General features: G+C 40.8%; 23 protein-coding genes and 2 tRNA genes. 9 read left to right on the top strand and 16 right to left on the bottom strand.

Annotation, left to right across the window (positions count from 1 at the left end; translation table 11 throughout):
• Nucleotides 1-32: 32 nt before the first annotated feature.
• Genes NQT69_RS16820 through NQT69_RS16805 form a run of 4 tightly spaced genes read right to left on the bottom strand, consistent with a single transcriptional unit; the run spans nucleotide 33 to nucleotide 2,233 of the window.
• Nucleotides 33-368: a gamma-glutamylcyclotransferase family protein gene (locus NQT69_RS16820; protein ID WP_256828833.1), complete on the bottom strand. Its 336-nt coding sequence runs from the start codon at nucleotides 366-368 to the stop codon at nucleotides 33-35.
• Between the two features lie 13 nt (nucleotides 369-381).
• Nucleotides 382-924, bottom strand: a complete 543-nt coding sequence (locus NQT69_RS16815; RefSeq protein ID WP_256828832.1) for a 1,2-dihydroxy-3-keto-5-methylthiopentene dioxygenase — start codon at nucleotides 922-924, stop codon at nucleotides 382-384.
• Nucleotides 921-1,607 carry an acireductone synthase gene (gene mtnC / locus NQT69_RS16810; protein ID WP_256828831.1) on the bottom strand — a complete coding sequence of 229 codons (687 nt, stop codon included), beginning with the start codon at nucleotides 1,605-1,607 and terminating at the stop codon, nucleotides 921-923. Before mtnC ends, NQT69_RS16815 begins: the two co-directional genes overlap by 4 nt.
• Complete coding sequence (locus NQT69_RS16805; RefSeq protein WP_256828830.1) at nucleotides 1,604-2,233, bottom strand: methylthioribulose 1-phosphate dehydratase; 630 nt, start codon at nucleotides 2,231-2,233, stop codon at nucleotides 1,604-1,606. The genes mtnC and NQT69_RS16805 overlap by 4 nt, the downstream gene beginning before the upstream one ends.
• A gap of 98 nt (nucleotides 2,234-2,331) precedes the next feature.
• On the opposite strand from NQT69_RS16805, the gene NQT69_RS16800 reads away from it, so the two are divergent.
• Both NQT69_RS16800 and NQT69_RS16795 read left to right on the top strand, forming a co-directional pair.
• The gene (locus tag NQT69_RS16800; RefSeq protein ID WP_256828829.1) at nucleotides 2,332-3,474 is read left to right on the top strand and encodes a methionine aminotransferase; all 1,143 of its coding nucleotides are present in this window, start codon (nucleotides 2,332-2,334) and stop codon (nucleotides 3,472-3,474) included.
• Nucleotides 3,462-4,238 (top strand): amidohydrolase, encoded by a 777-nt coding sequence (locus tag NQT69_RS16795; RefSeq protein WP_256828828.1) that lies wholly within the window; start codon nucleotides 3,462-3,464, stop codon nucleotides 4,236-4,238. The genes NQT69_RS16800 and NQT69_RS16795 overlap by 13 nt, the downstream gene beginning before the upstream one ends.
• A 589-nt stretch (nucleotides 4,239-4,827) precedes the next feature.
• On the opposite strand, the gene NQT69_RS16790 is transcribed toward NQT69_RS16795, so the two are convergent.
• From NQT69_RS16790 to NQT69_RS16780, 3 genes are all read right to left on the bottom strand, one after another.
• A tRNA-Ser gene (locus NQT69_RS16790) sits at nucleotides 4,828-4,920 on the bottom strand.
• Between the two features lie 51 nt (nucleotides 4,921-4,971).
• Nucleotides 4,972-5,062, bottom strand: a tRNA-Ser gene (locus NQT69_RS16785).
• A 210-nt stretch (nucleotides 5,063-5,272) separates the two neighbouring features.
• Complete coding sequence (locus NQT69_RS16780; RefSeq protein ID WP_256828827.1) at nucleotides 5,273-5,413, bottom strand: hypothetical protein; 141 nt, start codon at nucleotides 5,411-5,413, stop codon at nucleotides 5,273-5,275.
• Between the two features lie 323 nt (nucleotides 5,414-5,736).
• Between NQT69_RS16780 and NQT69_RS16775 the strand changes: the two genes are divergently transcribed.
• Nucleotides 5,737-6,615 carry a diacylglycerol/lipid kinase family protein gene (locus tag NQT69_RS16775; RefSeq protein WP_256828826.1) on the top strand — a complete coding sequence of 293 codons (879 nt, stop codon included), beginning with the start codon at nucleotides 5,737-5,739 and terminating at the stop codon, nucleotides 6,613-6,615.
• A gap of 32 nt (nucleotides 6,616-6,647) precedes the next feature.
• On the opposite strand, the gene NQT69_RS16770 is transcribed toward NQT69_RS16775, so the two are convergent.
• Nucleotides 6,648-7,577, bottom strand: a complete 930-nt coding sequence (locus tag NQT69_RS16770; protein WP_256828825.1) for a DMT family transporter — start codon at nucleotides 7,575-7,577, stop codon at nucleotides 6,648-6,650.
• 116 nt (nucleotides 7,578-7,693) lie between these two features.
• Here NQT69_RS16770 and NQT69_RS16765 point away from each other — a divergent pair, with 116 nt between their 5' ends.
• On the top strand, nucleotides 7,694-9,136 hold the full coding sequence (locus NQT69_RS16765) for an aminotransferase-like domain-containing protein (RefSeq protein ID WP_256828824.1): 1,443 nt from the start codon (nucleotides 7,694-7,696) through the stop codon (nucleotides 9,134-9,136).
• Nucleotides 9,137-9,196: 60 nt separating this feature from the next.
• Here NQT69_RS16765 and NQT69_RS16760 read toward each other — a convergent pair whose 3' ends face one another.
• Nucleotides 9,197-9,994, bottom strand: a complete 798-nt coding sequence (locus NQT69_RS16760; RefSeq protein ID WP_256828823.1) for a YggN family protein — start codon at nucleotides 9,992-9,994, stop codon at nucleotides 9,197-9,199.
• 390 nt (nucleotides 9,995-10,384) lie between these two features.
• On the opposite strand from NQT69_RS16760, the gene NQT69_RS16755 reads away from it, so the two are divergent.
• Entirely contained in the window at nucleotides 10,385-10,573 is a 189-nt protein-coding gene (locus NQT69_RS16755; RefSeq protein WP_087531252.1) for a PA3496 family putative envelope integrity protein, read from the top strand.
• A gap of 43 nt (nucleotides 10,574-10,616) precedes the next feature.
• Here the strand turns inward: NQT69_RS16755 and NQT69_RS16750 are convergent, their stop codons facing one another.
• Both NQT69_RS16750 and NQT69_RS16745 read right to left on the bottom strand, forming a co-directional pair.
• Nucleotides 10,617-11,102, bottom strand: coding sequence for a glutathione peroxidase (locus NQT69_RS16750; protein WP_256828822.1), 486 nt, complete (start codon nucleotides 11,100-11,102; stop codon nucleotides 10,617-10,619).
• A gap of 67 nt (nucleotides 11,103-11,169) precedes the next feature.
• A complete protein-coding gene (locus tag NQT69_RS16745; RefSeq protein ID WP_256828821.1) occupies nucleotides 11,170-12,042 on the bottom strand; it encodes a LysR family transcriptional regulator in 873 nt (290 codons plus the stop codon).
• 150 nt (nucleotides 12,043-12,192) lie between these two features.
• On the opposite strand from NQT69_RS16745, the gene NQT69_RS16740 reads away from it, so the two are divergent.
• Nucleotides 12,193-13,347, top strand: a complete 1,155-nt coding sequence (locus NQT69_RS16740) for an iron-containing alcohol dehydrogenase (RefSeq protein ID WP_256828820.1) — start codon at nucleotides 12,193-12,195, stop codon at nucleotides 13,345-13,347.
• Here NQT69_RS16740 and NQT69_RS16735 read toward each other — a convergent pair.
• Complete coding sequence (locus NQT69_RS16735; RefSeq protein ID WP_256828819.1) at nucleotides 13,344-13,643, bottom strand: AzlD domain-containing protein; 300 nt, start codon at nucleotides 13,641-13,643, stop codon at nucleotides 13,344-13,346. The genes NQT69_RS16740 and NQT69_RS16735 overlap by 4 nt on opposite strands.
• Entirely contained in the window at nucleotides 13,640-14,347 is a 708-nt protein-coding gene (locus NQT69_RS16730) for an AzlC family ABC transporter permease (protein ID WP_256828818.1), read from the bottom strand. Before NQT69_RS16730 ends, NQT69_RS16735 begins: the two co-directional genes overlap by 4 nt.
• Before the next feature lie 123 nt (nucleotides 14,348-14,470).
• Here NQT69_RS16730 and NQT69_RS16725 point away from each other — a divergent pair, with 123 nt between their 5' ends.
• Nucleotides 14,471-15,127 (top strand): cytochrome b/b6 domain-containing protein, encoded by a 657-nt coding sequence (locus tag NQT69_RS16725; protein ID WP_256828817.1) that lies wholly within the window; start codon nucleotides 14,471-14,473, stop codon nucleotides 15,125-15,127.
• A gap of 61 nt (nucleotides 15,128-15,188) precedes the next feature.
• Here NQT69_RS16725 and NQT69_RS16720 read toward each other — a convergent pair whose 3' ends face one another.
• Complete coding sequence (locus NQT69_RS16720; protein ID WP_256828816.1) at nucleotides 15,189-15,641, bottom strand: c-type cytochrome; 453 nt, start codon at nucleotides 15,639-15,641, stop codon at nucleotides 15,189-15,191.
• A 180-nt stretch (nucleotides 15,642-15,821) separates the two neighbouring features.
• Nucleotides 15,822-16,292 (bottom strand): DUF2721 domain-containing protein, encoded by a 471-nt coding sequence (locus NQT69_RS16715; RefSeq protein ID WP_256828815.1) that lies wholly within the window; start codon nucleotides 16,290-16,292, stop codon nucleotides 15,822-15,824.
• Nucleotides 16,293-16,508: 216 nt separating this feature from the next.
• On the opposite strand from NQT69_RS16715, the gene NQT69_RS16710 reads away from it, so the two are divergent.
• Both NQT69_RS16710 and NQT69_RS16705 read left to right on the top strand, forming a co-directional pair.
• On the top strand, nucleotides 16,509-20,210 hold the full coding sequence (locus tag NQT69_RS16710) for a S8 family serine peptidase (RefSeq protein WP_256828814.1): 3,702 nt from the start codon (nucleotides 16,509-16,511) through the stop codon (nucleotides 20,208-20,210).
• Between the two features lie 139 nt (nucleotides 20,211-20,349).
• A complete protein-coding gene (locus tag NQT69_RS16705) occupies nucleotides 20,350-22,533 on the top strand; it encodes a S9 family peptidase (RefSeq protein WP_256828813.1) in 2,184 nt (727 codons plus the stop codon).
• A 35-nt stretch (nucleotides 22,534-22,568) separates the two neighbouring features.
• Here NQT69_RS16705 and NQT69_RS16700 read toward each other — a convergent pair whose 3' ends face one another.
• Complete coding sequence (locus NQT69_RS16700) at nucleotides 22,569-24,062, bottom strand: sensor histidine kinase (RefSeq protein ID WP_256828812.1); 1,494 nt, start codon at nucleotides 24,060-24,062, stop codon at nucleotides 22,569-22,571.

Genomic DNA, 24,062 nt, shown 5'->3' with positions numbered 1-24,062 from the left:
TAAGCTTCTCAAGTCACCTTACTTTAAAAATCTCAATCTTTTGCTACATACACCCACGCATTGCAACCAGCGCTAAATAACTCTTCAACACGAACATAGTCGTCAACTTCATAGCTGTCGGCGTTGGCTAGTTCTTGCTGGGTAATGGTAAAAATGGTGCCGGTGACAGTGTCGATTGCTTGCCCTGTTTTTATTAAAGCGGGGTGAAACCGTTGGCCGCTGCTTTTTAGTACGGCGGCATCGGTAATTTCTACTTCACCGACAATATACCCAGTAAGCGTTGCCTGCTCACCTTGGAGTAAGCGGCCAAAAGTATCAAGTTGGACTTGCTCGAGTTGTAAGGTGCCGTACGAAAATAGTTTTTCCATTTAAACTCCTTTATTAGTCCAATAATGGAAACTGTTTAGCTATCTCGGAATCCGTGCTTTGCGCCACCCAACCTTCAACGTTATTGAATAAACGAATAGCAGTAAATTCAGGGTCGCTTCCCATATCAAACCAATGTGGAGTAAGCTCTGGAACAGAAATTAAATCACCTTGCTGGCAAAGTACTTGATAAACTTTGTCGTTAATATGTAGACAAAATAAGCCTTGGCCCTTAACAAAAAAGCGTACTTCATCTTCGCTGTGGGTATGTTCAAATAAAAATTTAGCACGTAACTCTGTGGCTGCCGGGTTGCCTTTTGCTAGTGAAATTACATCCACTGTTTGATAGCCGTCTTGTTGTTTTAAGCGATTAATATCACCGCTATATGCATTGATGATGTCATCGTGACTTGTTGTTTCGGTTATGAGTGCGTTTGCTTGCCATTGCTCAAAACGAACATTTACCTTTACTAACTCAGTCTTGATTTCACTGGGTTTATTGGTACTTAGCAGTGCGTTTTCGCTATTGCAATCAGCGTAAATTGTTAACTGGCTCATACTAAATGCTCCGCAGTGAATTGGCTAAAGTCATGTATGTAGTTATGTTCAGCTGAGCTTGCTTGGCCATCACGAATCAAATGTAAGGTTTTTAAGCCTGCGGCTTTAGCTGCATCAAGCTCTGCGACCATATCACTTAAAAAAAGTACTTCGTTAGCGGCAAATGGAAGCTGCGAAACAATGTTTTGATAGGACGAGGGTTCTTGTTTTGCACCCACTTTGGTATCAAAGTAATCTGTAAATAGGGAGCGAATATCGCCAAAGTCAGAGTATTGAAAAATTAAATGTTGAGCTTTTACTGAACCTGATGAATACACATACAGCTGTTGACCTGCCTGTTGTTGAGTTTGTAAAAATTGGTAGGCATCGGGATATAAATGGCCAGTAAAATCACCACTCTCATAGCCGGTTTGCCAAATTAGACCTTGTAGTTGCTTTAAAGGGGTAATTTTCTTATCTTCGGCTATCCATGCTAATAGGGTATTAATTACGGTGTCTATATCAGCATTTGGTTGGTTAATTAGCTCTTTAACTGCATTAATCTGCTCAGCGACTGCAACTTGTTGCTGGTTCGCCTTAACAAAAGTGGGTAGTTGCGCTGTGGCATAAGGGAACAGTACTTCTTTTACAAATGAAATACGGGTAATGGTGCCTTCAATATCAGTTAATAATGCTTTTATCATAACGTCACTTCTGCCTGTTGACCGGAAAACTTTAAACGCTCTAATTCGCAACTAAATAAAAATTCTAAACCTTCTAATTGACGGCGCACTTCACGAATATCACGGCCCACAACATATAATCCATGGCCACGAATAAGCACGCCATGCTCAATCGGTGTATGCAGATGATGGTCGCTGACCAATAAGCTTAAACGGTCAATGTTTTGGTCGTTATCAAAAATAGGTATGCTTAATATATCTAAGTGCGAGGTGACCCCACGCAGTGACTTCTGCATTTCGTAGCCTTGCAGGTTTAAGCTATGACCTTTAATAATACGAGATAAAACAGTCGCTGCGACTGAATGTGTATGCAAGACAAAATTAGCAGTAGGGATTAATTTATACATACTTAAATGTAATTCAGTCTCAGCTGATGGCTTGGCTGCACCTGCTTGTCTATTACCTTGATGATCAAGCTCGATAAAAGTGTGAGTACCTAATTGGCCTTTATCAAAGCCGCTTGCAGTAACAACAAAACTGGTGTTGGTACGTGCTGAAAAGTTTCCACCAGTTGCGGGTACCCAGCCTTGCTGGCTGATCCACTTTCCTGCTTCTATAAGTTCTGAAATAGCGGTATTGTTATGCATATATTCCTCGAGCTACCAAAAAAGTTTAGACGGCTATACTTCTACTATTTGCAATGATAGCATCGCTTTGGGCGCAAAACCATCATTAAGGGTAATCAGTGTTTGAAAGTAAATTGCCAAATTTAGGCACCAGTATTTTTAGTCAAATGACCGCATTGGCAAATCAGTTTACGGCGATAAATCTATCGCAAGGTTTTCCTGAGTTTGATGCACCAGAGTTACTTAAAAAACAGCTTAATCATTATGTGCTTGAAGGGGTTAATCAATACTCACCATCAAGCGGAGTCCCGCGTTTACAGCAGCAAATTGCGCAGTTAGCAAAGCGCAAATATGCAGCTGAAATTGATGCGATGCAGCAAGTAACTGTCACCTCGGGCGCAACAGAGGCTTTGTTTGTTGCTATCCAAGCATTGGTGCGCGATGGCGACGAAGTCATCGTATTTGACCCAGCGTATGATTCTTATCAGCCTGCAATTGAACTGGCTGGTGGCAAGTCAGTTAATATTGCGTTGCAGGCCCCAAGCTATGCAATTGACTGGCAACTAGTTGCCAGTGCTATTAATAACAACACTCGGGCTATAATTATTAATACCCCGCACAACCCAAGTGGTAAAACGTTAAAGCAGCACGATATAAATGCGTTGAAAGCCCTGGTCGCCGAGCATGACTTGTATGTTATAAGTGATGAGGTATACGAGCACATAACTTTTGATGATAACCCGCATTTGAGTGTGTTAAGTGATGAGGTGTTATTTGCTAGAAGCTTTGTGATTTCAAGCTTTGGTAAAACCTTCCATAGTACTGGCTGGAAAATGGGCTACTGCATTGCCCCGGCGGCACTTGCAGTAGAGTTTCGTAAAATTCACCAATATGTGACTTTTTCAAGCTTTACGCCTGTGCAGCATGCTCTCGCCGATATGTTAGAGCAACAAGGTGAGCATGTGGATGAACTCAGTGAGTTTTATCAGCAAAAGCGTGATGTACTGAGCAATGCTCTTAAAGATAGTCGTTTTACGGTTTTACCTAGCGAAGGCACTTATTTTTTACTGCTTGATTACAGTGACATATCAAATCTCAGTGATATTGAGTTTTGTCACTGGCTGGTAGAGCAGGCGGGTGTTGCAGCTATTCCATTGAGTGTATTTTATCAACAACCGAGTAGTGATAAAGTAATTCGCCTGTGTTTTGCAAAAAACGAGGCTACATTGCTGCAAGCTGCGGAGATTTTATGTCAACTTTAACTATTGCTGCTATACAAACATCGCTTAACTGGCTTGATAAAGACGCTAATTTGGCGAGTTTTAGCGATAAAATCGCGAGTATTAAAGACTCTGTGGATCTTATTTTGTTGCCGGAAACGTTTGCTACTGGCTTTGCTATTAACCTAGATTGTGCGGAGCCTGAAAACGGTAAAGTGCTTGATTGGATGATTGCGACTGCAAACTCATCGAATGCCGTTTTAGCAGGTTCTGTACTGGTGCAACAAGGCGATAAAAAAGCTAATCGCTTTTATTGGGTGTGGCCCAATGGCGAGGTTGAATATTACGACAAGCGTCACTTATTTTGTTTAGGCAAAGAAGGGGATTTTGTAAAAGCGGGCGATCGCCGAGAAGTGTTTACTCTCAATGGTTTTAAAATTCTACCGCAAGTATGCTATGACCTACGTTTTCCGGTATTTCAGCGTAGCCGTAATGATTACGACGTGATGATCAATGTAGCCAATTGGCCTGCAGCAAGACGCAAAGTGTGGGATACCTTATTGATGGCGCGAGCGATGGAGAATCAATGTTATGTTGTCGCCGTTAACCGAGTGGGTGATGATGGTAATGGTGTTGCCCATAATGGCGGTACTGCCGTGTATGACTTTAAGGGCGACACGTTGGCAGTAGCAGCAGACAATCAGACGGATGTTTTAATTAAAACACTTGATAAAGAGCCACTTGAGCTATTTAAACAAAGTTTTCCTGCGTATTTAGATGCTGACGAGTTTAGTTTGGAGTGTTGAAATAAAATGCGGAGAAACACTCTGTAGCTTGGGTTGAGTATTACGAAACCCGAGGAGAAAAGAACGCTGCGAATAGGAAGGTTGTTACTTCAATTATCACCCTCCTTCATCGGTGTAAAGGTTACAGGCATAAAATGATAGGCTTTTTAGACTGATATTTGTGTCAAACGTGGGGATAGGCTTGCTTACGTCCATGTAATCAACCGCTTCGCGGCGCTTGCAGCGGCCTAAAATGTTCCTGACATTTGGAAAAATACATCCCTATATTTTGCCCTTCGGGCCGCACTGCGTGCGTTTAACTTTGTTCCAGACAAAGTTTGGTCGAACCCTAGTCGAGGGTTCTCACCCTCCTTCATCGGTGTAAAGGTTATGGGCATAAAACGATAGGCTTTTCATACTGATATTTGTGTCAAACGTAGGGATGGGCTTGCTTACGTCCATGTAATCAATCGCTTCGCGACGCTTGCAGCGGCCCCAAATGTTCCTGACATTTGGTCGAACCCTGGTCGAGGGTTCTCACCCTCCTTCAGCCATTTTTAACAACAAAAAAAGCCCCACAATAAATTGCGGGGCTTTCTTCGTTATTAAATGGCGGAGAAGGAGGGATTCGAACCCTCGATAGAGCTACAAACCCTATACTCCCTTAGCAGGGGAGCGCCTTCGGCCACTCGGCCACCTCTCCGGCGCATAAACTGTCATTTTGATGATCGAGTGAACCACCAAAAAGTAATAATGGTGGAGAGATAGGGATTTGAACCCTAGAGGGGCTACAAACCCCTGCCGGTTTTCAAGACCGGTGCATTCGACCACTCTGCCATCTCTCCGTTGGGAAAGAATAATACGCAGGTGATTGGGGCGTGTAAATAGGAAAAAGATCGTTTGCTGGTTTTTTGTTCTAAAAAGAGAGTTTTTTTCTAAAAGGGCAGGTTTTAATAGCTTTAAGAAGAGGTTGCAGCAAACGAGGGAGCTAAAGAAGTATCTTCGTTTAGTGGTTGGGTGTTTGCTGCACCGCTAAAATAATCATGGTTGGGTGATTATTTGTATTGAATAACACCGCCTAGTGCGAGTGCTTTGCTGTATCGGTTAAGTCTGGCTAGCATTTTTGCTTTGCGATTGCTTGATTTTACGGCAACATGAGTTGCAGCATTTTGATTTAATGTATTAACTGGTTTCATTACTTTTGCTCCGGGTTATGTCTGTTTTGAGAACGAGGCTATTCTGACGTTAAATTGCACAAAAATAAAACGATAAAAAGTAAGGTGGTCAGATAAAAATAACTAATGGATAAGGGGTTGTTAACTTGCGGTTAAGCTTTGTTTTGAGGTGCTATTTGCATAACTATAAAATAGAATATATTTATAAAGCCTTTTATAAACGCAGTTTTTTAAGTTTCAAATGGAATTTATGCATTTTGAAGTGAATAAAGTGACTAATTATTCAGATTAATTTATTTTTTGTTTAACTGTGGTTTGTAGTGGTGATGAAGGTTTGTCTAGCAATGTTAATAATAATTAAGCCAAGTACGAAAAAAAACCATAAAAAAATGTGCGAATGGTTGTATAAAGAATGCGAAAAAAGACAAATGCAACTTGATGTGTTTACCACAACAGGCGACTTTGCAGCTGATTGTGTGGCAATAACAATGCTGGCAGAAGACCATCAACGCGTGGTGGTGGTTGGCGGTGACGGTACATTACATTTAGCGGTTAATGCATTAATCAGCAATAGTTGTTCACTAGCGTTGCTGCCTCAAGGTACAGGGAATGATTTTGCCCGTGGCTTTGCATGTAAAATAAGTGATTGGCAAGCGAGTGTTTTTAGCCAATATGAAGAGGCGATTGATATTGGCCAGGTGAATAACCGCTATTTTATAAATGTTGCCGGTGTGGGATTTGACGCCCATGTGGTAAAAGCATTGCAACAACACCCTACTCAGTCAGCTTTTGGTTATAGCTTTGCTGCTTTTAAGCATTTACTTAGTTTTAAACCCACTATGTTGACTGGGTTGCTTGCTGATCAAGCCATAGCACAAACAAACTTAATTACGGTGTTTGCTAATCATCGTTACTTTGGTGGCGGGTTGGCGGTGGCACCCAAGGCGCAACTAAATAGTGGAGTTGTTGAATGTTATGCGATGCCAGCACGTGGTTGGCGAGCAAACTTATATTGCTTGATACGATTATTATTAGGTAATCACCAAACTATAGATGGTCTTATTTATAAGCGTGTTGCAAGTGCAGCCATCACGAGCGTTGGCCAACCGATTGAAGCGGATGGAGAGTTGATAGGTGAGACCCCCGCGAAAATTACCGTGCATCCTCAAGCCCTCCGCTTTTGTATACCTATGCAAGGCAATAAAAAAGCGCCTAACAGGTAGGCGCTTTGGCGTTAGTTGCGCTAGTGCGCATTCTAACTGGGGATGGAGCTTTTTTGCTGAACTGCTCTTGCAGCAAAAAAAGCATTAATTTTTTTAGTGGGTGTCAGCACAATGGCGTTGCCAAGTAGTACTAAACTAAACCCCAAGAAAGTATTAGCCTGCCAAACAAAGCCTTCAAATAATGTGCTTAGCGTGACAGCCACTAGCGGAAATAAAACGATAACGTAGCTTGCACGCTCTGGGCCGATATTTTTCAACAGTGCGAAATAGCAAGCAAACGCTATAACCGTGCCAAAGATGGCTAAATATAATAATGAATACCAATAACTGGCAGGTGCTGACCAGCCCAAGCTGGCGTCACTTACTAGTAAGTAAACTAATAATCCAGCGGCACTGTACAACATGCCCCAAGCATTGCCTTGCATCACGCCAATTTGTTGCTTTGAGTTACGTACGCTAACCATATTGCCCAATGAAGCCACAAAGGTGCCACTCAGAGCAAGTAGTAACCCGACCAACACCTGATTATTCAAGTCGAATTGCTGTAATTGTGGCCAAAACAAGCAACCAATGCCTATAACACCTAGCAGTGCGCCAAAGTAAATACGTTTAGCTATGGGTTTGCCAAAAAATAGTCGGGTATTCACTATATTCATCAACAGTAACAGCGAAAATGCAATTGACGCCATGGCTGACGTTAAATAGTTTTGCGCCCAATACAGCATTAGATAATTTAGTCCAAAGTTACATAATGCCAATAACGCGAAAAAGCCATGATCTAATTTGCTATATCGCATAGGAAGCTTTTTAACGCTTACCCATAACCACATTAAAATTGCGGCAAGGCCAAAGCGGTAAAAAAGCGAGGTTTCAACTGCGATATCACCTAATTGAAATTCAATTGCGAGCCAGGTTGAGCCCCAAATTAAAACGGTGACAATGTAAAGCGCGATACTTTTCATGGCTTTTCATCCAATGGATTAATTAAGTATGTATTTTACTGCGCGTGTGTATACTAAACATATACAGAAAACTAAAAATGTAACCTATACAGATTTTAGGTTTATAGGGTTGTGCTATGTCGCTTGTGATCAGTAAAGGTAAGCAAGAATTTTTATATCAGCAGGTTATACAATTAGTGCGTGAACTGTGCGACCAAGGAACGCTGCTGCCCGGGGAGAAGTTACCGTCGCTGCGAAAAATGGCTGATAAGCTAAAAGTAAGTATCCCTACGGTGAAATTAGCTTATCAAACGCTTGAAGCCCAAGGTTTAGTGGAGGCTCGGGAAAAGTCAGGTTACTTTTTAAAAACGGCGACAATGCAACCCGCTAGACCTAAACGAGTCAGGCTAAGTCGTGAACCTGTGTCGGTGAATATGCAGGTACTGATTGAACAAGTTTATGATGCGATTCATCAAGCTGATGTGGTGCCATTTGGTATTGCCAATCCAGTTGCTGCAGCGCCGACCGATAAAATGCTTGCGCGAACTATGCGCAGAGTTATGTCTATGGCCGGAAGCCGTGCGATTAATTATGGCGCAATTGATGGCTATGCACCGTTGAAAAAACAGTTGATCCGTCGTTACCTGGATTTTGGTATCGGTGTTGATAACCAAGAGTTAGTGATCACCAATGGCGCTCAAGAGGCATTAACGATTGCGCTAAAATGCGTGGCAAAAGCGGGGGATATCATTGCGATCGAGTCTCCTTGCTATTTTGGCATCATAGAACTGATCGAAAGTTTGGGTTTAAAAGCGCTAGAGATCCCGCTCTGCCCAGATGATGGGATCTGGCTTGATGATCTCAGTCAAGCGCTACAAGAGCATGATATTAAAGCCTGCGTGTTTTCTACGACGATCAATAACCCTGTGGGAAGTTTTATGCCCGACAGCAAGCGTAAGTATTTGGTTGAGCTGTTGGAATCACACAATGTCGTCTTAATTGAAGATGATGTTTACGGGGATCTGCATTTTGGTGATACACGGGGCACTCCGGCTCAAGCATATTCGAAAAAAGGCTTGGTGCTTACGTGTGCGTCGTTTTCAAAAACGGCTGCACCGAGTTATCGGGTAGGTTGGTTGATCGCGGGTAAATTTGCTGCACAAGCGCGTCGTTATAAGCGAGCTTTTAGTTGTTCAACTTCTTTGATAAACCAATGGACCTTGTGTGAATTTGTTGCCAGCGGTGAGTACGATCGCAATTTAAAGTTACTTAGACAAAAATTGCGCAGCAATAAGGAGCGGATGATCTGGTGTTTACAACAGGCGTTGCCAAAGGCTGCTCGGGTAAGCGATCCGCAAGGTGGCTGCGTTATCTGGATTGATCTAGGCAAAGATTACGATAGTGTAAAGTTATTTCAATTAGCATTAGAACACGGTATTAGCATCACACCGGGGTATATTTTTTCTGCAACTAATAAGTATCGCAACTGTATTCGTTTAAGCTATGGCCTACCGTGGAATGAGCGCCTTGAGCTGGCTATAACTCAGCTGGGACAGTTGTTACCTTTAGCTAAAAAATAAAAAAGCAGCAAAGGGAGTAAACCACAGTGCTGCTAAAGGGATATCAAATATTATTCGTATTTAGTTATTTTGCTTATAGCTAAATAGTTGGTAATCTTTTAATTCAGGGACAAGCTGTACAAGTTGTTGTTCTTGCTCGGCAATGGTTGAAAAGTTACCGCATAATGCATCGGCACGTTTTTCAAGTTGGTTAGCTTGCTGTTCTACCTTTTGTTCTATTTGTGCGCCCATGTTTTCCATACGCTGCTCAAATGCTTGCATATCACCGCCAGAACCCATTAATTCAGAGCCTAGTGCCATTAATATGCTGCCCATAGATTGCATCATAGCTGATTCAACTGCGCTTTCTATTTGCTCATCAAAATGGCTTTCGAAGTTTTCACCAAACTCATTGAAGCTTTGTTGGCCCATGACAAAGGCACCTTGCTGATAAAATGTATTTTCTACTTCAACCTCAATATCTGTCATCAACTCATTAATACTATCGAACCCTTGAATATTAAATGCATTGGCAACCTCTTCGATAGCAACTCCGGCTATTTTGACGCCTTCAAGAGCAATATTTGCGACTTCAGGCAATTGACTACGTAAGCTGTCTGAATAATCACTGATCGCTTGGCGTTGTTCGCTATCGAGTGAAAGTGTTTGGCCATCAATCAGTAGCTCGCCATTATCACTGAAAACCATGCTGTGATTATCTGCAGTGTAGATCTCTAACTCACTTGGTTTAATACGTATATCGTTTTGAAATTCGACTTCGCACGAGTCACCACTAAATGAAATATTGGTATCGTGATCATCATGGGCCAAAGCGCCTGTTGCAATAAATAAAGAACCGACTAAAAGTAATTTTTTCATTTTGGTAATCCTGCTAAGTGTTGATTTTAACCTTTGTTGATAAATAGATATCAAGTTTGGTGCCAATAATTTAATTTGTTATAAAACAAGTTGTTAGTTGTTTTTGTGGCAGGGGAGGACATTAACTTATTTTAAATAATAGCCATAAATTAGTCATTTTGACTAAATATTTTAAATGCATCAAAAATGTTTATCGTTTCGATAAAAAACTCTCACTTTCCAGAATTAAAATTAAGCGCTATTTATTCACATTACTGACATACCTTCTTTATAAGATAGAAGAATGGCAGTTTTTTGGTGGCTTTTTACACATGTAAATTGCACTAAACTTTTTAATTCTACCAATGACTAAAAATAGGCATTGGTCTCAAACACTTTATGGAGTGGGTTGTGGGTAAGACATTTAGTTACGATGCGCTAGATGACGATTTTGTTGAAGACGAGTACGAAATGGTTGGGCGTAATCAACATGACAAGAAAAAGCAAAAGGTTAAGAAAAAGTTGGAAGACTACCTTGAGCAGAAGCGCTTGCGTAAAAACTTAGGTGATGATGACTTTGATGAGTATTTAAATCACTAAGACTATTTATTAAGGCTGTTGGCATTTGCCAACAGCCTTATACTCACCTTTGCTTTAACGCTTTAACGATATAGCTTTCTATTTGCTCTGGTTTAGTAAATGGAGCGAAACGCTTTATTGCATTGCCATCTTTACCAATCAAAAATTTAGTAAAGTTCCATTTTATTTTACGTGTTAAAAAGCCTGGTAATGCAGACTTTAAATGTCTAAATACTGGGTGGGCATGTTCGCCATTCACTTCAACTTTGCTCATGATTTGAAAGTCGACACCATAATTAATCAAGCATTCTTGCTTGATTTGCGTCGCATCACCAGGTTCTTGCTTACCAAATTGATTACAAGGGAAGCCTATGATCACTAAACCCTGTTGCTGGTATTTTTCATGGAGAGCTTGTAAAGCGGCGTATTGAGGGGTAAAGCCACATTGGCTTGCGGTATTGACTACAAGCACCACTTTATCTTTAAAATCACTAAATTCAATAGATTGCCCTTGCAGGCTAGTAGCACTAAGCTGATAAAAATCGTCCATAATAGAGGTTTTTTCTTGTTGTTTTTTAAATTCTATCGTGAGTTAGCGCAGACTTAAAGTTTAAATTTTAGTCGTCATTAAAATTAGCTAATAAATGCTCGATTAATAACCTGACTCGATAAGGCATTAAGTCTTTACGAGGGTAAACGAGCCAAGATGCGTTATCTGTTACTTGGAATTCATCAAGTAAGGTAACGAGTTGGCCATTTTTCACATAGGGCTCAACAATGTCACTGGCTAAATGCGCGATACCGAGGCCAGATAAAGCCGCACTTAGTAATGCCTTTGGATGGTTACTGCGCCAATTGCCCGCAACTTTTACTTCTTTAATTTCATCTGTAAATTTAAACCGCCAGCGTTTCCCCATAGCGATTAAGCAATTGTGATCTCCCAATTGTAAAGGTGAATTAGGAGCTGGATGCTGCTTTAAATACTCAGGGCTTGCTACTAAGGTCATATTACGTGGGCAAAGTGGTCGGGCAATTAAGTTGGAGTCTTGCATTCGGCCAAAACGAATAGCCAAATCAAAACCTTCTTCAACTAGATCAACATTGCGATTGTTAAAGTCCATATCAACTTCAACTTCAGGGTAGCGTTTTACAAATTCGACAATTTTTGGCGCTACATTCGCAGCAACGAACTCTCCAGCACCCGTAATGCGAATAAGACCCTTTGGCTGGCGTTGTTCACCTTGCAGCTGAGTGTTGGCATCAATGAGCTCTTGTTTAATTGCTTTAAGCTTAATAGCGTATTCACGGCCCGCGTCAGTCAAGCTGATTTTCCGTGTAGTGCGCTGAAATAGCACCGAACCTAAGCGGTTTTCTAGCTGTTGAACCTGACGGCTAATGTGTGAAGTTGAAACCTCCATTGCTTTAGCTGCGTGAGTAAAGCTGCCATGCTCTACGACGTGCAAAAATTCATCTAGACCTTGCCACATCATTTTGCCTCGATTATGTTTTAATGTTGCTATATTGCATTAATTATTGCAGCTGTGCAAAAGTGATTGTCTGATTCTGATCTTTAACTTCGCGTTTAAAAGCCTACAATTACTTGGTCACCGAACATATCCTATTCAAGCAATGGAGCAAGCATGTTAAATTTTAGTTTTGCAAACCCTACCAAAATCCACTTTGGTGAGCAGCAAATAGAAGCAATTAAGAATGAGATCCCAGCCGATGCAAAAGTATTGGTTACTTATGGCGGCGGGAGTATTAAAAGTAATGGCATTTATGATCAGGTCGCTCAGGCTCTGAGCGATCACACATGGTTTGAATTTGCTGGAATTGAGCCAAACCCTAGCTATCAAACATGTATGAAAGCCGTTGCATTAGTGAAAGAAAAGCAAATTGATTTTATTCTTGCTGTAGGCGGTGGTTCGGTTATTGATGGCAGTAAGTTTATTGCTGCAGCGGCACATTTCGATGGCGAGCCATGGGATATTTTGGCCAAACGTGGCGAAGTTAAATCGGCCATCGCCTTGGGTGTGATTTTAACATTGCCAGCCACGGGCTCTGAATCAAACTCTTTTAGTGTGGTCTCTAACCTTGATACTCACGACAAACTTCCGTTTTCGAGCCCATTAGTACAGCCTCTGTTTGCTGTGTTAGATCCTGCAGTTACTTACTCTTTACCAAAGCGCCAAGTCGCAAACGGTATTGTTGATGCGTTTGTTCATACTATGGAGCAGTATTTAACTTATGATGTGGGAGCAAAACTGCAAGATCGCTTTGCTGAAGGAATTTTAATGACCTTAATGGAAGAAGGTCCTAAAGCATTTAGCGAGCCTGATAACTATCAAGTACGCGCTAATATTATGTGGTCGGCGACCATGGCGTTAAATGGCCTAATCGGAGCAGGTGTACCACAAGACTGGGCAACCCATATGCTAGGCCACGAAATGACAGCGGTATACGGTCTTGATCATGCGCAAACGTTAGCAATTGTGTTGCCTCGTATGATGGCTGAGCAAAAAGATACCAAGCGCGGTAAAATTTTACAGTATGGCGAGCGAGTTTTAGGCCTCGATATTACTGATGAAGACGCAGCAATTGAGCAAGCAATAGCTGCAACTGAAGCGTTTTTCCACAGTGTTAATATGCCAACGCGTTTATCTGACTATGAGTTAGGAGAGGAAGTTGCTGACAAAATTGTTGCGCAACTTGAGCGCCATGGTATGACGGCACTTGGTGAGCGCGAACAGGTCACCTTAGATAAAAGCCGCGCTATATTATTAGCTAGCATTTAATTTAAGATCAAAAATAAACCCATACCTACCAGTGTTGTGTAGTAAATGTTGTGAGTCTTATAGGCGACAATAATTGCTGCTATTGCTGCGCTCAGATATGGGTTTTGCCAATCTAAATTTATTCCCTCATCAGTTACAAAGACAATCGGCACCCAAATTGCTGTAAGTACAGCTGGGGCGCTAAAGCTTAAAAACTGCTGCATTTTAGGGCCTACTTTAAATGGTAGGGCGCGATGCAAAAATAAATAACGGGTAAAAAAAGTGATACAGGCCATGAGCAAAATAGTGGTCATCATAAGTTTTTCTCCGTTTTCGCTTGCATACGGCTAATGGCATAGCCTACGGCCATTGCTGTTAATGCTGCAACAACTAACCATAATTCAAACCCTTGGCTTTTCAGAAGCGTTGCCATTATACCTGCGGTGATCACCGTGGCTAATGTGGCTGTATTCTTAATGCCTGGGATCACTAGAGCAATAAAAGTGGCAGCAATGGCAAAGTCTAAGCCTAAGTTAGTTAAATCAGGTAATAAACTACCCGCAACAATGCCAATCAAGGTCCATAGATTCCACGTGATATAAAAGCTAAAGCCGGCACTTAGTGCGTAGATCAACCGTGTTTTAGTGCGATACGCTTTGCGGTGATGAGAAAACGCAAAAAGTTCATCTGTAAGGACAAAGCTGACCGGTAAGCGCCAGCGCATAGGTTGATCAATCACTTTGTGGCGTACTGCTAAACCGTATAAAAAGTGCCGAGAACTGATAATAAACGTGGTAAAAAGAATGGTGAGCAAGGGGGTATTACCTGCTATTAATTCTATTGCGACTAATTGTGCAGAGCCTGCAAAGACCAATAACGACATAGCTTGGGTCTCAACAGCACTAAAACCATTTTGTATGGCTAACGAGCCACATAAGATCCCCCATGGAATCACCGCTAAACATAGGGGCAACATATCTAAAAAGCCTTTGAGTAAGGCTCGTTTAGTGCAAACAGTCATTCATTTTATTCGCTATAAGTTAAATAGCCATTAGTCTGCCATAGATCAATTAACTCTGAACAGTAAAGATGCTAAGTTAGTCAAAATTTGGAATAATCATGTTTTTATTTAAAGGGGTCGAGAATGGGCAAGTTTAAGGTGTGGGATGGCTTTATACGTAGCTTCCACTGGTTATTAGTGATTGCAATTGCCACTTTGTACTTAAGTGCAGAAGAGGGCATGCTGGAGCTACATTTTGTGGCTGGCTTTTTTACTTTAGCACTATTAATAACCCGCTTAATTTGGGGGGTGATAGGGAGTAAAACAGCAAAGTTAACAGCGCTAATACATTCTCCATTGGCTGCATTAAAATCATTTAAAGTAGGTGACTCAAAGCCCGGACATGGCGCCGCGGGTAGTTATATGGTTATTGCATTTTTTATATTAATTTTGGTGCAGTTAATCAGTGGCTTAATGACAACAGATGATATTTTAACTGATGGCCCTTTAGTGCAATATGTATCAAGTAATATCGTTGAATGGGCAAGTTGGGTGCACCATAGAAACTTTGATTTGCTTTTCTACGCGATTATTTTACATATAACAGCCATCATAATTTATCGTTTCAGGGGTAAAAAGCTCGTAAAAGCGATGATCACAGGTAACACTCAAACAAATCAGCCCCATAGTAATGAAAAAATAACGAAAGCGCCATGGCTTGCATTTGTGATTTTTGCGGTGTTATTAATTGTATTAATGACAACGTGGGGGGCAGAGCCTCTGGCTTATTTATTGAGTTGAATTTGCTTTTAAAAAAGAAAAACGGCGCTAAATAGCGCCGTTTTAGTATTCAAGTTATTGCTTAGTCTTTGAAAGACTTATGGCAATCTTTACAGCCTTTAGCCCACGGACCAAACGCTTTAGCGATTACTTTTTTGTCGCCACTTTGTGCCGCAACGGCTAATTCGTCAGCATATTGCTGAAAAGCTGCGGCTTTTTTCATAAAGGTTTCGTTGTCACTCCAAATAGCGGGTAGTGCAGCAGTATCACCTTTATCTGAGCCTGCAACAAACGCTTCCCATGGCATTTTTGATAATGCAGCTGCGTTATTTGCGCGGTGCTTAAAGCGCTCAGCATCGAATTCGACTTTACCCTTGAGCATATCGCCCATATCACCAATTTGTACTCGGATCATTGAAAATGCTGCTTGACGATATTCAATTGCATCTTTTGGCTCTTCAAATGCTGAGTTGGCTGACGCACCGAGTGTCAGAGTTGATAGGATTGCTCCTAAAAATACCTGTTTTAATTTCATTCCTTTTGCCCCTTGATAGATAAAATAAGCTCACTTATCTGTTGTATCTTAGCATTCATAAGAATACAAGTTTATTGCGGTTAAACTTAACTAAGCTTTAACCGTTGTATTTTAATCGATCTTGAATTCAAGTATTAAGTGCAATCATTAATATCGGGTCTTAATCATTGATATCAGCTCTTAATCATTGATATCAATATCAGCAAATATCATTCCTCTGCGCATACTTCGAGTAGCGAGGAATACTTCGCCGAGCAATGACATAAATGCACAGATTAATAACGCCATAGCGCCGACAAAGCAGCTACCTATGGTTACTCCTAAATTAACTGCTTGAATATGCGACAAAAATAATAGCATGACCACGGCACATACTAATACAGCGCTTAATACACTTAAACTAAATGCGATGTGGATACAGCGAGAGCGTTTAAGTAGAGCCCTAAGTTCGGTGGTAAGTGATAAATTAAAATCTTCGTCAATGCTTACTTTTAGTTTGCGTTCAAGCTGCCGTGCGCGATCGGTGATACGTGCTAAACGATTTGAAAGAACCCCTAATGTTGCCGCAATACCTGTGATCAAAAAAACAGGGGCTACAGCTGTTTGAATAACCTTGGCCATTGTTAATATGTTAATAACTTCTGAATTCACTTTGTTCCCTTTACATTTGTTTACATTTTGGGGTTTTCTATAAACTCTTAAATAACAGTGTTTTACGGTTTTTATTTGTGTTGTTACGGCTTTTTGTTATTTGGCTGTAATTGTGTTGTTGTACTTTTGTGTATTAGCACTTTATATTCTTTTCCCTTAAACCCTATTTATATCATACAACAACCACAACGAAACATAACCATCCAGGGGAATTATATGTATTCAAAAACAATTAAGCGTTCAGCTATTGCTCTTGCCATAACCGGCGCCATTTGTGGATCAGCTCATGCTGCTAATGACTATACGAAGTATAATCTAGCAGCACAAAAAGATATTAAAACAACAAGTGTGACAAAAAAAGAACAAGCTAGAGGTGAGGTAACTAGTTGGTTAGTAAAATTAAACACTCCAGCGACTGTTTCTGCGAATAAATTCTATCAAGATGTTGCAAGCGTTAAAGCGAATGCTGTGGCGGCTCAGGTGAGTGTTGAAAATGATATTAGAAATATGGGATTACCAGTTCAGGTAATTGCTAAAACCTCTACACTTGTGAGCTCAGTCATTGTTAATGGTAAAAAAGCGGATATCGTTAAGTTACTTAATAATTCTCAAGTTTCTGATATTTTGCCAATTTATGATTATGAATTGCATGTAGCTGACAGTGCAGATTATATTAATGCAACGCCATTAGTTACTAACGGTCTGGCAACAGGTGAGGGGATTCGTGTTGCTGTGCTTGATACTGGAATAGATTATACCCACACCGCATTTGGCGGTGCCGGCACGGACGAAGCATATGCTGCTGCAACTGCAGATCCTGCTTCTGTTGATTGGCCGCAAGGGAAAGTTTTAGGTGGTTATGATTACATTAATGACGATGCAGACCCTATTGATATCGATACCAATCATGGTACTCATGTCTCTCACTCGGTAAATGGAATCGCACCAAATGTGGACCTCTTTGTTTATTCAGTTTGTAATGATGTTACCTGCCCGGGTTTAGCACAATTACTGGCATTAGAGAATGCGATGGATCCTAATGGCGATGGGGATATTTCTGATCGAGTCGATGTTATTAATATGTCTCTGGGTGGCGATTATGGTGATATTGCGAATGATGCTGTTGGGCTATTTATTAATAAAGCGGTGAAACTTGGTACAAGCGTAGTTATTTCTGCTGGTAATGATGGTGCATACCCATTTATTGTTGGCGGACCAAGCACCACTGAAAATGCACTTTCGGTAGGTGCAATGACTCACCCTACTGAAGAAGAATCCATTGTTAGTGGCATGATTGCTGGTGAAAGTATTATTGTTCAAGGAGCAAGTTTTGGTCCGCAAGCTGCTTTTAGTTACTCAAATGAGGATGTTGAGTTAGTTTACCCTGATGCTAACCAAGATGGTTGTTTAGCATTTGATACGGATGTTGATTTCACTGGTAAAGGTGTAATTATTGACCGTGGTGGTTGTGCATTTACAGTAAAAGTTCTTGCCGCACAAGCCAATGGGGCTGAATTTGTTGTTATTGCTAATAATGTAGATGACGGTACACCAGCTCCTATGGGTGGCTCGGATCCTACGGTTACAATTCCGTCAGTTGGTGTTACTCTGCAAGCTGGCAATGCACTAAAAGCAGGCGATGATTTTACAATTACTTTAGAGCGCTTAGTCTTGGCTGGTGCGATAGCTAACTTTACATCGCGCGGCCCATCAATGGGTGGATTACTTAAACCTGAAATTACCGCTCCAGGTGTTAATATAATGACAGCTCACCCAGGCCTAGGTGATGGCTTAACTGGCGCAACGGGTACTTCTTTCTCGGGGCCAATGACCGCTGGTGCGATGAGTTTATTAAAAGAAGTTCATCCTGAGCGTAATGCGCTAGAGTTAAAAGCGACGCTTATGAACACTGCTAACCTTAATGTGACAATGGAGCCTGTTGCAACAAATCCAGATACAGAGCTTGCGCCTATTAGTTATATCGGTGCAGGTTTAGTGGATGTAAATAAAGCAGCAAACTTACCTGTTGCAGCTTGGGCGGCAGATACAAAACAAGCTGCATTATCATTTGGCTTAGTGAATGCATCTCAACTTACTAGTATCACGAAAACCATTGAAGTGAAAAACTTTTCAAACGAAGATAAAGTGTATACATTATCACTAGAGCAACGCTTCACTAACGATATTGAACGAGGCTCGTTCTCTCTTGATTACCCTGAAACAGTCACGGTCCCTGCAGGTCAAACGATGTCGTTTGATGTCATTGCAACGATTGACCCAGCTACATTACCTGAATGGACATTAACGGCAGATAACGTTGGTTCTCTAGATGCTACGCATGATTTGACTAACCTAGAGCTAGATGGTGCTTTAATTTTTTCAGAGGGAAATGAGCCTGCATTGCATCTTGTCTATCATGTATTACCTAAAGCAAACGCTGAGGTAAGTATCATGCCAATCATGACCGAAGATGGTCCTGCTCATCAGCTTACAAACATAGGTGCTGCACCTTTAGCTCCTGTATTTGCACCTATTGTGGCACTTGATGAAGTAGATGAAGAGCATCGTTTTGATATTGTCGGTGCATCGGTTGAGACTTTTGCTGTTCCTAGTGAGGTTTGTGAACAAGGCTATTTAACACTGACGACTATGGTATTCAATGAGGGGATTACGCATAGTTATGTGGGTGGTTTCATGGCTGACTTTGATTTGGACCAAGATGGTGCATATGATGTAACAGCACAAAATGGCATGCTTGAGTGGTTCTATGAAGATATAGAGCCAGGCACAGCAATCACCTTCACTCATAGCTATGGCTCCGGCTCTGGAAATTCTGACGGTATTTACCAAACGATTGGTAATAATCACTTTACTTTGCGTAGCTGTATCGGTGCCTTTGGTTTAACCGCTGAAGATATGGAAGCTGGTATTACTGCGACAGTTAGATTCCGTACTGAAGAAGCAACTTGGACACCGGTTGCAACAGGAACTGGCGATGTGGCTATGGGAACCTACACATTTAGAGATGCATCAGAAGATAGCTATGCTGCGATGATTGATGACATGGGGGCGTTAGAGAGCTTGGAGCCGGGAGTATCGGCGACGTTACTTAATGCTGGGGCGGATTTCATGATTTTATCTGACTCAGGTTCTCAGGTGTATCTAGCAACTCCTGTAAGTGACGGTAATACCGCGCCTGTACTTAGTGATGCTGAGTTTTCCGTAGATGAAAACACAGAAAATGGGACTATTATTGGTACTCTAGAAGCAACTTATGGCGCAGATTTAGCTAACCCAGTTTCTGAGTTTATTGTTCTAAACTCTACTTCTACAGCTGTAGATATCACATCTACGGGCGAAGTAATTGTGATGAATCAAGATGTGCTTAACTATGAAGCAGGCTTGACAGAGGTTAAGCTGGAAGTTGTTGCTGCGGATACTGCAGGTAATATTTCAGAGTCAGTAATGATAACTGTAATGGTAAATAATATAGCGGATGAAGGAGCAGAAGTTACGCCAGTCATTGATGCTGAACAAAGCTTTACTGTACAGGAGAATACAACTGTAGATACTGTTATTGGCTCAGTGACAGCCACAGATCCTGATATGGATGCGACACCAATCACAAGTTATACCGTATCAGGTAGTGAGTTAATTAGTATTTCAGATGCAGGTGAATTGAAAGTTGCAGGTAATATTGATTTTGAAACAAGTGAAGAAATCACGGTTCAAGTTACTGCAATTGACTCGGCAGATAATAGTTCTGATGCCGTCGATGTAGTCATTTCAGTCACGCAAGATCCTAGTGAAGATGTTGTAACTACACCAGAAACTAAAAAAAGTGATTCAGGTTCACTAGCTTGGTTATCATTACTAGTTGCACCATTTGCGTTTATGCGTCGTCGTAAACAAAAATAACAGTAAAACTAGTAAATCGTAATATTTTATAAAGGGAGCTTCGGCTCCCTTTTTACATTGCTTTACAAATGCCTATAGTAACTTATCGGTACATAGATATTATTGACCATGGAAAAAAATAATAACTTTAGGGAATACTATGAAAACTCTCCATTCTTTTGCGCTTGCAGCGCTATCTGTCGCAATTTTATCGGCATGCAATAAAGCGCCAGAACAAAAAACACAATCAACAATGAACAACACTCAAAGTGTGACTGAGCAAACTCAAGCATCAGCGCCGGTTGCAAAAAAAATACCTCATGAAATGACGATTCATGATGATACTCGCATCGATAACTATTATTGGATGCGCGATGATGAACGCAAAGACCCTGCAGTTATTGCACACCTTAACGCTGAAAATGCTTATACAGACCAACAGCTCGCGCATACAAAAAACCTTCAATCCACCTTATTTGAAGAGCTAAAAGGGCGAATTCAAAAAGATGATGATTCAGTGCCAACCAAAAGTGGTGACTACTTTTATTCATCGCAAACGCGGGGTGATAATGAATACCCAACTTATGTACGTAGCACTGATGCAAAAGGTTCTGACCAAACGGTTATTTTAGATGTAAATAAATTGGCAGAAGGCCATGATTACTATTCAGCGACAGGTTTATCGGTCAGTCCTAATGGTCATTTACTGGCCTATGGTGAGGATACGGTAAGCCGTCGTATTTACACCATTTTAGTTAAAGACTTAAGCACGGGTGAGTTGCTTAAAGATGAGCTAGAAGGAACAAGTGGTGATGTTGTTTGGGCTAATGATAATAAAACGTTTTATTACATCAAAAAGGATTTACAGACATTATTAGGCTATCAAGTTTATCGCCATACGCTTGGCTCGCCACAATCAGAAGACGTACTAGTATACGAAGAAGCTAATACCAGTTATTACACTGGGCTTGGTAAAAGCAAAGATAAGCAAGAAATTTATATTTGGCATGGGAGTACAAGTGCATCAGGCGTGTCTGTGTTAGATGCAAATAACGTTACAGCGCAGCCAAAACGCTTTATCGAACGAGAAGAAAATCTTGAGTACGATATTGCTAAACACGGTGATTGGTATTACATAGTTACAAACTTAAATGCGGTGAACTTTCAGTTAATGAAAGTGCATAAAGACAAAGCCCATAATAAAGCGAATTGGCAAACTGTTATCCCTGCACGTGATGACGTTAAGCTTGAAGGCATTGAACTGTTTACAAACCATTTAGTATATAAAGAGCGGGAAATGGGGCAGTCACGTTTAACGGTGCGCAACTTAACCAGTGGTGATGAACAGGCATTGAGCTTTAACGACAGCAGTTATATGGTTCATGCCTATGGTAATAATGAGTTAGATAACCCAAGTTTACGTGTTTATTATGCCAGTATGACGACCCCAGGTAGCTCATACGATATTGATTTAAATAGCACAGCAAAAACCTTACTTAAGCAGCAAACCGTTGTTGGTGATTTTAATGCCGATAACTATGCCTCAGAGCGATTATTTATTACCGCTCGTGATGGCGTGAAAGTACCGGTTAGTTTGGTTTATCGTAAAGATAAATTTAATAAAGACGGTACAAATCCACTATTACAATATGCGTATGGTTCATATGGCGCGACAATGGACCCAAGTTTCTCTAGCTCTCGCTTAAGTTTATTGGATCGCGGGGTTGTTTTTGCTATTGCTCACATTCGTGGTTCACAAATGCTGGGGCGCCCTTGGTATGAAGATGGTAAACTACTCAATAAAAAGAACACCTTTAACGATTTTGTTGATGTCACGAAAGGGTTGATAAAACAGCAATATGGCGATGAGAAACAAATGTTCGCTATGGGTGGAAGTGCTGGTGGCTTATTAATGGGCGCGGTGGCAAATCAAGCGCCAGAGCTTTATAGAGGCATGGTAGCAGCTGTGCCGTTTGTCGATGTAGTAACCACAATGCTTGATGCAAGTCTGCCGCTGACAACGAATGAATATGGAGAGTGGGGTAACCCGAACGAGAAAATGTATTATGATTACATGTTGTCGTACTCACCTTATGATCAAGTTCGTAAACAGGCTTATCCCAACATGCTTGTGACAACGGGTTTACATGATTCACAAGTACAATACTTTGAACCCGCTAAATGGGTTGCAAAGCTTCGTGAGTATAAAACAGATAACAATAAATTATTGTTTAAAATTGATATGGAAGCCGGTCATGGAGGTGCATCTGGACGCTTTAAAAGCCTACAAGACACCGCACTTAATTATGCTTTCTTATTAGATTTAGCTGGTATTGAAAAGTAGCTTAAAAATACTAAAAGCAAAGGCGTGATTTAATATCACGCCTTTATTTTTTGCACTAAATTAAATCTAAATTGCGTGCCTTTACCCAATTCACTTTGAACATTAATTTCACTGTCCATGAGTTTGAGTAAGCCTTTACAAATGGCCAATCCTAAACCACCTTGCTGACGGCCCGCTGTATTTGAATTGCGACCTTGATAATGAGGCTCAAAAATAGCGGTGAGCTCATCTTTATTGATACCAATACCAGTGTCACTCACGTCTACATATAGCTGTTGGTTTTGTGTTTGAGTAACCCGTATATTTACACTGTCTCCTTTAGCTGTATGGCGAATTGCATTATCAATAAGGTTACTTAAAACCCGTTCTAATTTGGCAATATCAGCAATTACAGTAAAGTCACAGATAGTCGGTTCAACGCCTAAACTAATGCCTTTATTTTGCGCAGTTAAGCTAAACTTTGCGACACAATCATAAATAAGCTCACCTAAATTGAATGTTTCAGTATTAATCTTTACTTGGCCACTTTCGAGGTTTGCTAATTCAAAAATTTGCTCAATTAATAACTTAAGTTGTTGGCAGTTATTACTTGAAACCGTTAAATAGTGTTGTTGTTCCTGTGCCGAAAGATGTCTATTTGGGCTAGTGAGTACTTCTAAAAAACCTTGTAAAGAAGCAAGTGGCGTACGTAAATCATGGGATAAATGAGTCAATAGTTCACGGCGGCGTAAATCACTTTGTTGCAGCGCTTTAAACTGTTCATCTATGCGGCTTAGCATGGCTTGAATACCACGGCTAAGATGATCAATTTCATTATTCTTATTGCTATAAGCAGGTAGCTGAAAATCAGTTAATTGATAATTAGCAGCTTCAATACGGCTTATATCATTCGCTAAGCGCTTAATTGGCGATGTAAAAAACTTAAAAAGCAGTAGCATGGCAATAAATAAAAACAGTAATGCAGCCATTAGCCACATTGCATTGAGGTACAGACTGTCATCGGCTTTTATTTTATTTAATGTTGTCTCGTAAGCTTCCCCACCAATAATCACATACATATAGCCTTGCAGTGTATTTTGATGATTAACGGGTGCAACCGAGAAAATCTTTTGCTTATTACTATCTCGAGGATCATCGCCGTAAACGGGGGTTAAAGTTGGATCATTTATTAAACGCTTTAAAGGCGATAAGTTGATGTGGGAGCGTTTAACTTTCCCGGCCTCAGCCGAGTAAGAGATAATTTTTCCTTTTGGATCAACAAAGTAAAACTCAAATGCAGGGCCAAGCAGCATCAAGGTATGAAATAGGTTTTCTAGTGCTTTGTAGTCGTAAATACCCTGTTTAATGAGTGGGTTATCTTGCACTAAATGCTCAGCTAAATTGATATGTAAATTTTGTTCGGCATGATGTTGTGAGCTGTACTCAAGCTTTTTACTCCAGCTATATACTAATGCGCAAATAAGGCAAAAAATCACCACTAGCGACCACGCTAATTTTTGATATAAAGATAAACCAAGATTTAGTTTCAT

It is taken from the genome of Pseudoalteromonas shioyasakiensis, from assembly GCF_024518675.1.
Classification (GTDB): domain Bacteria; phylum Pseudomonadota; class Gammaproteobacteria; order Enterobacterales; family Alteromonadaceae; genus Pseudoalteromonas; species Pseudoalteromonas shioyasakiensis_B.
The sequence above is the reverse complement of the archived record's forward strand: the minus strand, read 5'-3'. Positions and strand labels throughout refer to the sequence as shown.

Excerpts from the sequence above, each read along its gene's own strand:
- NQT69_RS16820 (WP_256828833.1), bottom strand. The coding sequence starts at position 368 with ATGGAAAAACTATTTTCGTACGGCACCTTACAACTCGAGCAAGTCCAA.
- NQT69_RS16815 (WP_256828832.1), bottom strand. The coding sequence starts at position 924 with ATGAGCCAGTTAACAATTTACGCTGATTGCAATAGCGAAAACGCACTG.
- mtnC (WP_256828831.1), bottom strand. The coding sequence starts at position 1,607 with ATGATAAAAGCATTATTAACTGATATTGAAGGCACCATTACCCGTATT.
- NQT69_RS16805 (WP_256828830.1), bottom strand. The coding sequence starts at position 2,233 with ATGCATAACAATACCGCTATTTCAGAACTTATAGAAGCAGGAAAGTGG.
- NQT69_RS16795 (WP_256828828.1), top strand. The coding sequence starts at position 3,462 with ATGTCAACTTTAACTATTGCTGCTATACAAACATCGCTTAACTGGCTT.
- NQT69_RS16780 (WP_256828827.1), bottom strand. The coding sequence starts at position 5,413 with ATGAAACCAGTTAATACATTAAATCAAAATGCTGCAACTCATGTTGCC.
- NQT69_RS16775 (WP_256828826.1), top strand. The coding sequence starts at position 5,737 with ATGTTAATAATAATTAAGCCAAGTACGAAAAAAAACCATAAAAAAATG.
- NQT69_RS16770 (WP_256828825.1), bottom strand. The coding sequence starts at position 7,577 with ATGAAAAGTATCGCGCTTTACATTGTCACCGTTTTAATTTGGGGCTCA.
- NQT69_RS16765 (WP_256828824.1), top strand. The coding sequence starts at position 7,694 with ATGTCGCTTGTGATCAGTAAAGGTAAGCAAGAATTTTTATATCAGCAG.
- NQT69_RS16760 (WP_256828823.1), bottom strand. The coding sequence starts at position 9,994 with ATGAAAAAATTACTTTTAGTCGGTTCTTTATTTATTGCAACAGGCGCT.
- NQT69_RS16750 (WP_256828822.1), bottom strand. The coding sequence starts at position 11,102 with ATGGACGATTTTTATCAGCTTAGTGCTACTAGCCTGCAAGGGCAATCT.
- NQT69_RS16745 (WP_256828821.1), bottom strand. The coding sequence starts at position 12,042 with ATGATGTGGCAAGGTCTAGATGAATTTTTGCACGTCGTAGAGCATGGC.
- NQT69_RS16740 (WP_256828820.1), top strand. The coding sequence starts at position 12,193 with ATGTTAAATTTTAGTTTTGCAAACCCTACCAAAATCCACTTTGGTGAG.
- NQT69_RS16735 (WP_256828819.1), bottom strand. The coding sequence starts at position 13,643 with ATGATGACCACTATTTTGCTCATGGCCTGTATCACTTTTTTTACCCGT.
- NQT69_RS16730 (WP_256828818.1), bottom strand. The coding sequence starts at position 14,347 with ATGACTGTTTGCACTAAACGAGCCTTACTCAAAGGCTTTTTAGATATG.
- NQT69_RS16725 (WP_256828817.1), top strand. The coding sequence starts at position 14,471 with ATGGGCAAGTTTAAGGTGTGGGATGGCTTTATACGTAGCTTCCACTGG.
- NQT69_RS16720 (WP_256828816.1), bottom strand. The coding sequence starts at position 15,641 with ATGAAATTAAAACAGGTATTTTTAGGAGCAATCCTATCAACTCTGACA.
- NQT69_RS16710 (WP_256828814.1), top strand. The coding sequence starts at position 16,509 with ATGTATTCAAAAACAATTAAGCGTTCAGCTATTGCTCTTGCCATAACC.
- NQT69_RS16705 (WP_256828813.1), top strand. The coding sequence starts at position 20,350 with ATGAAAACTCTCCATTCTTTTGCGCTTGCAGCGCTATCTGTCGCAATT.
- NQT69_RS16700 (WP_256828812.1), bottom strand. The coding sequence starts at position 24,062 with ATGAAACTAAATCTTGGTTTATCTTTATATCAAAAATTAGCGTGGTCG.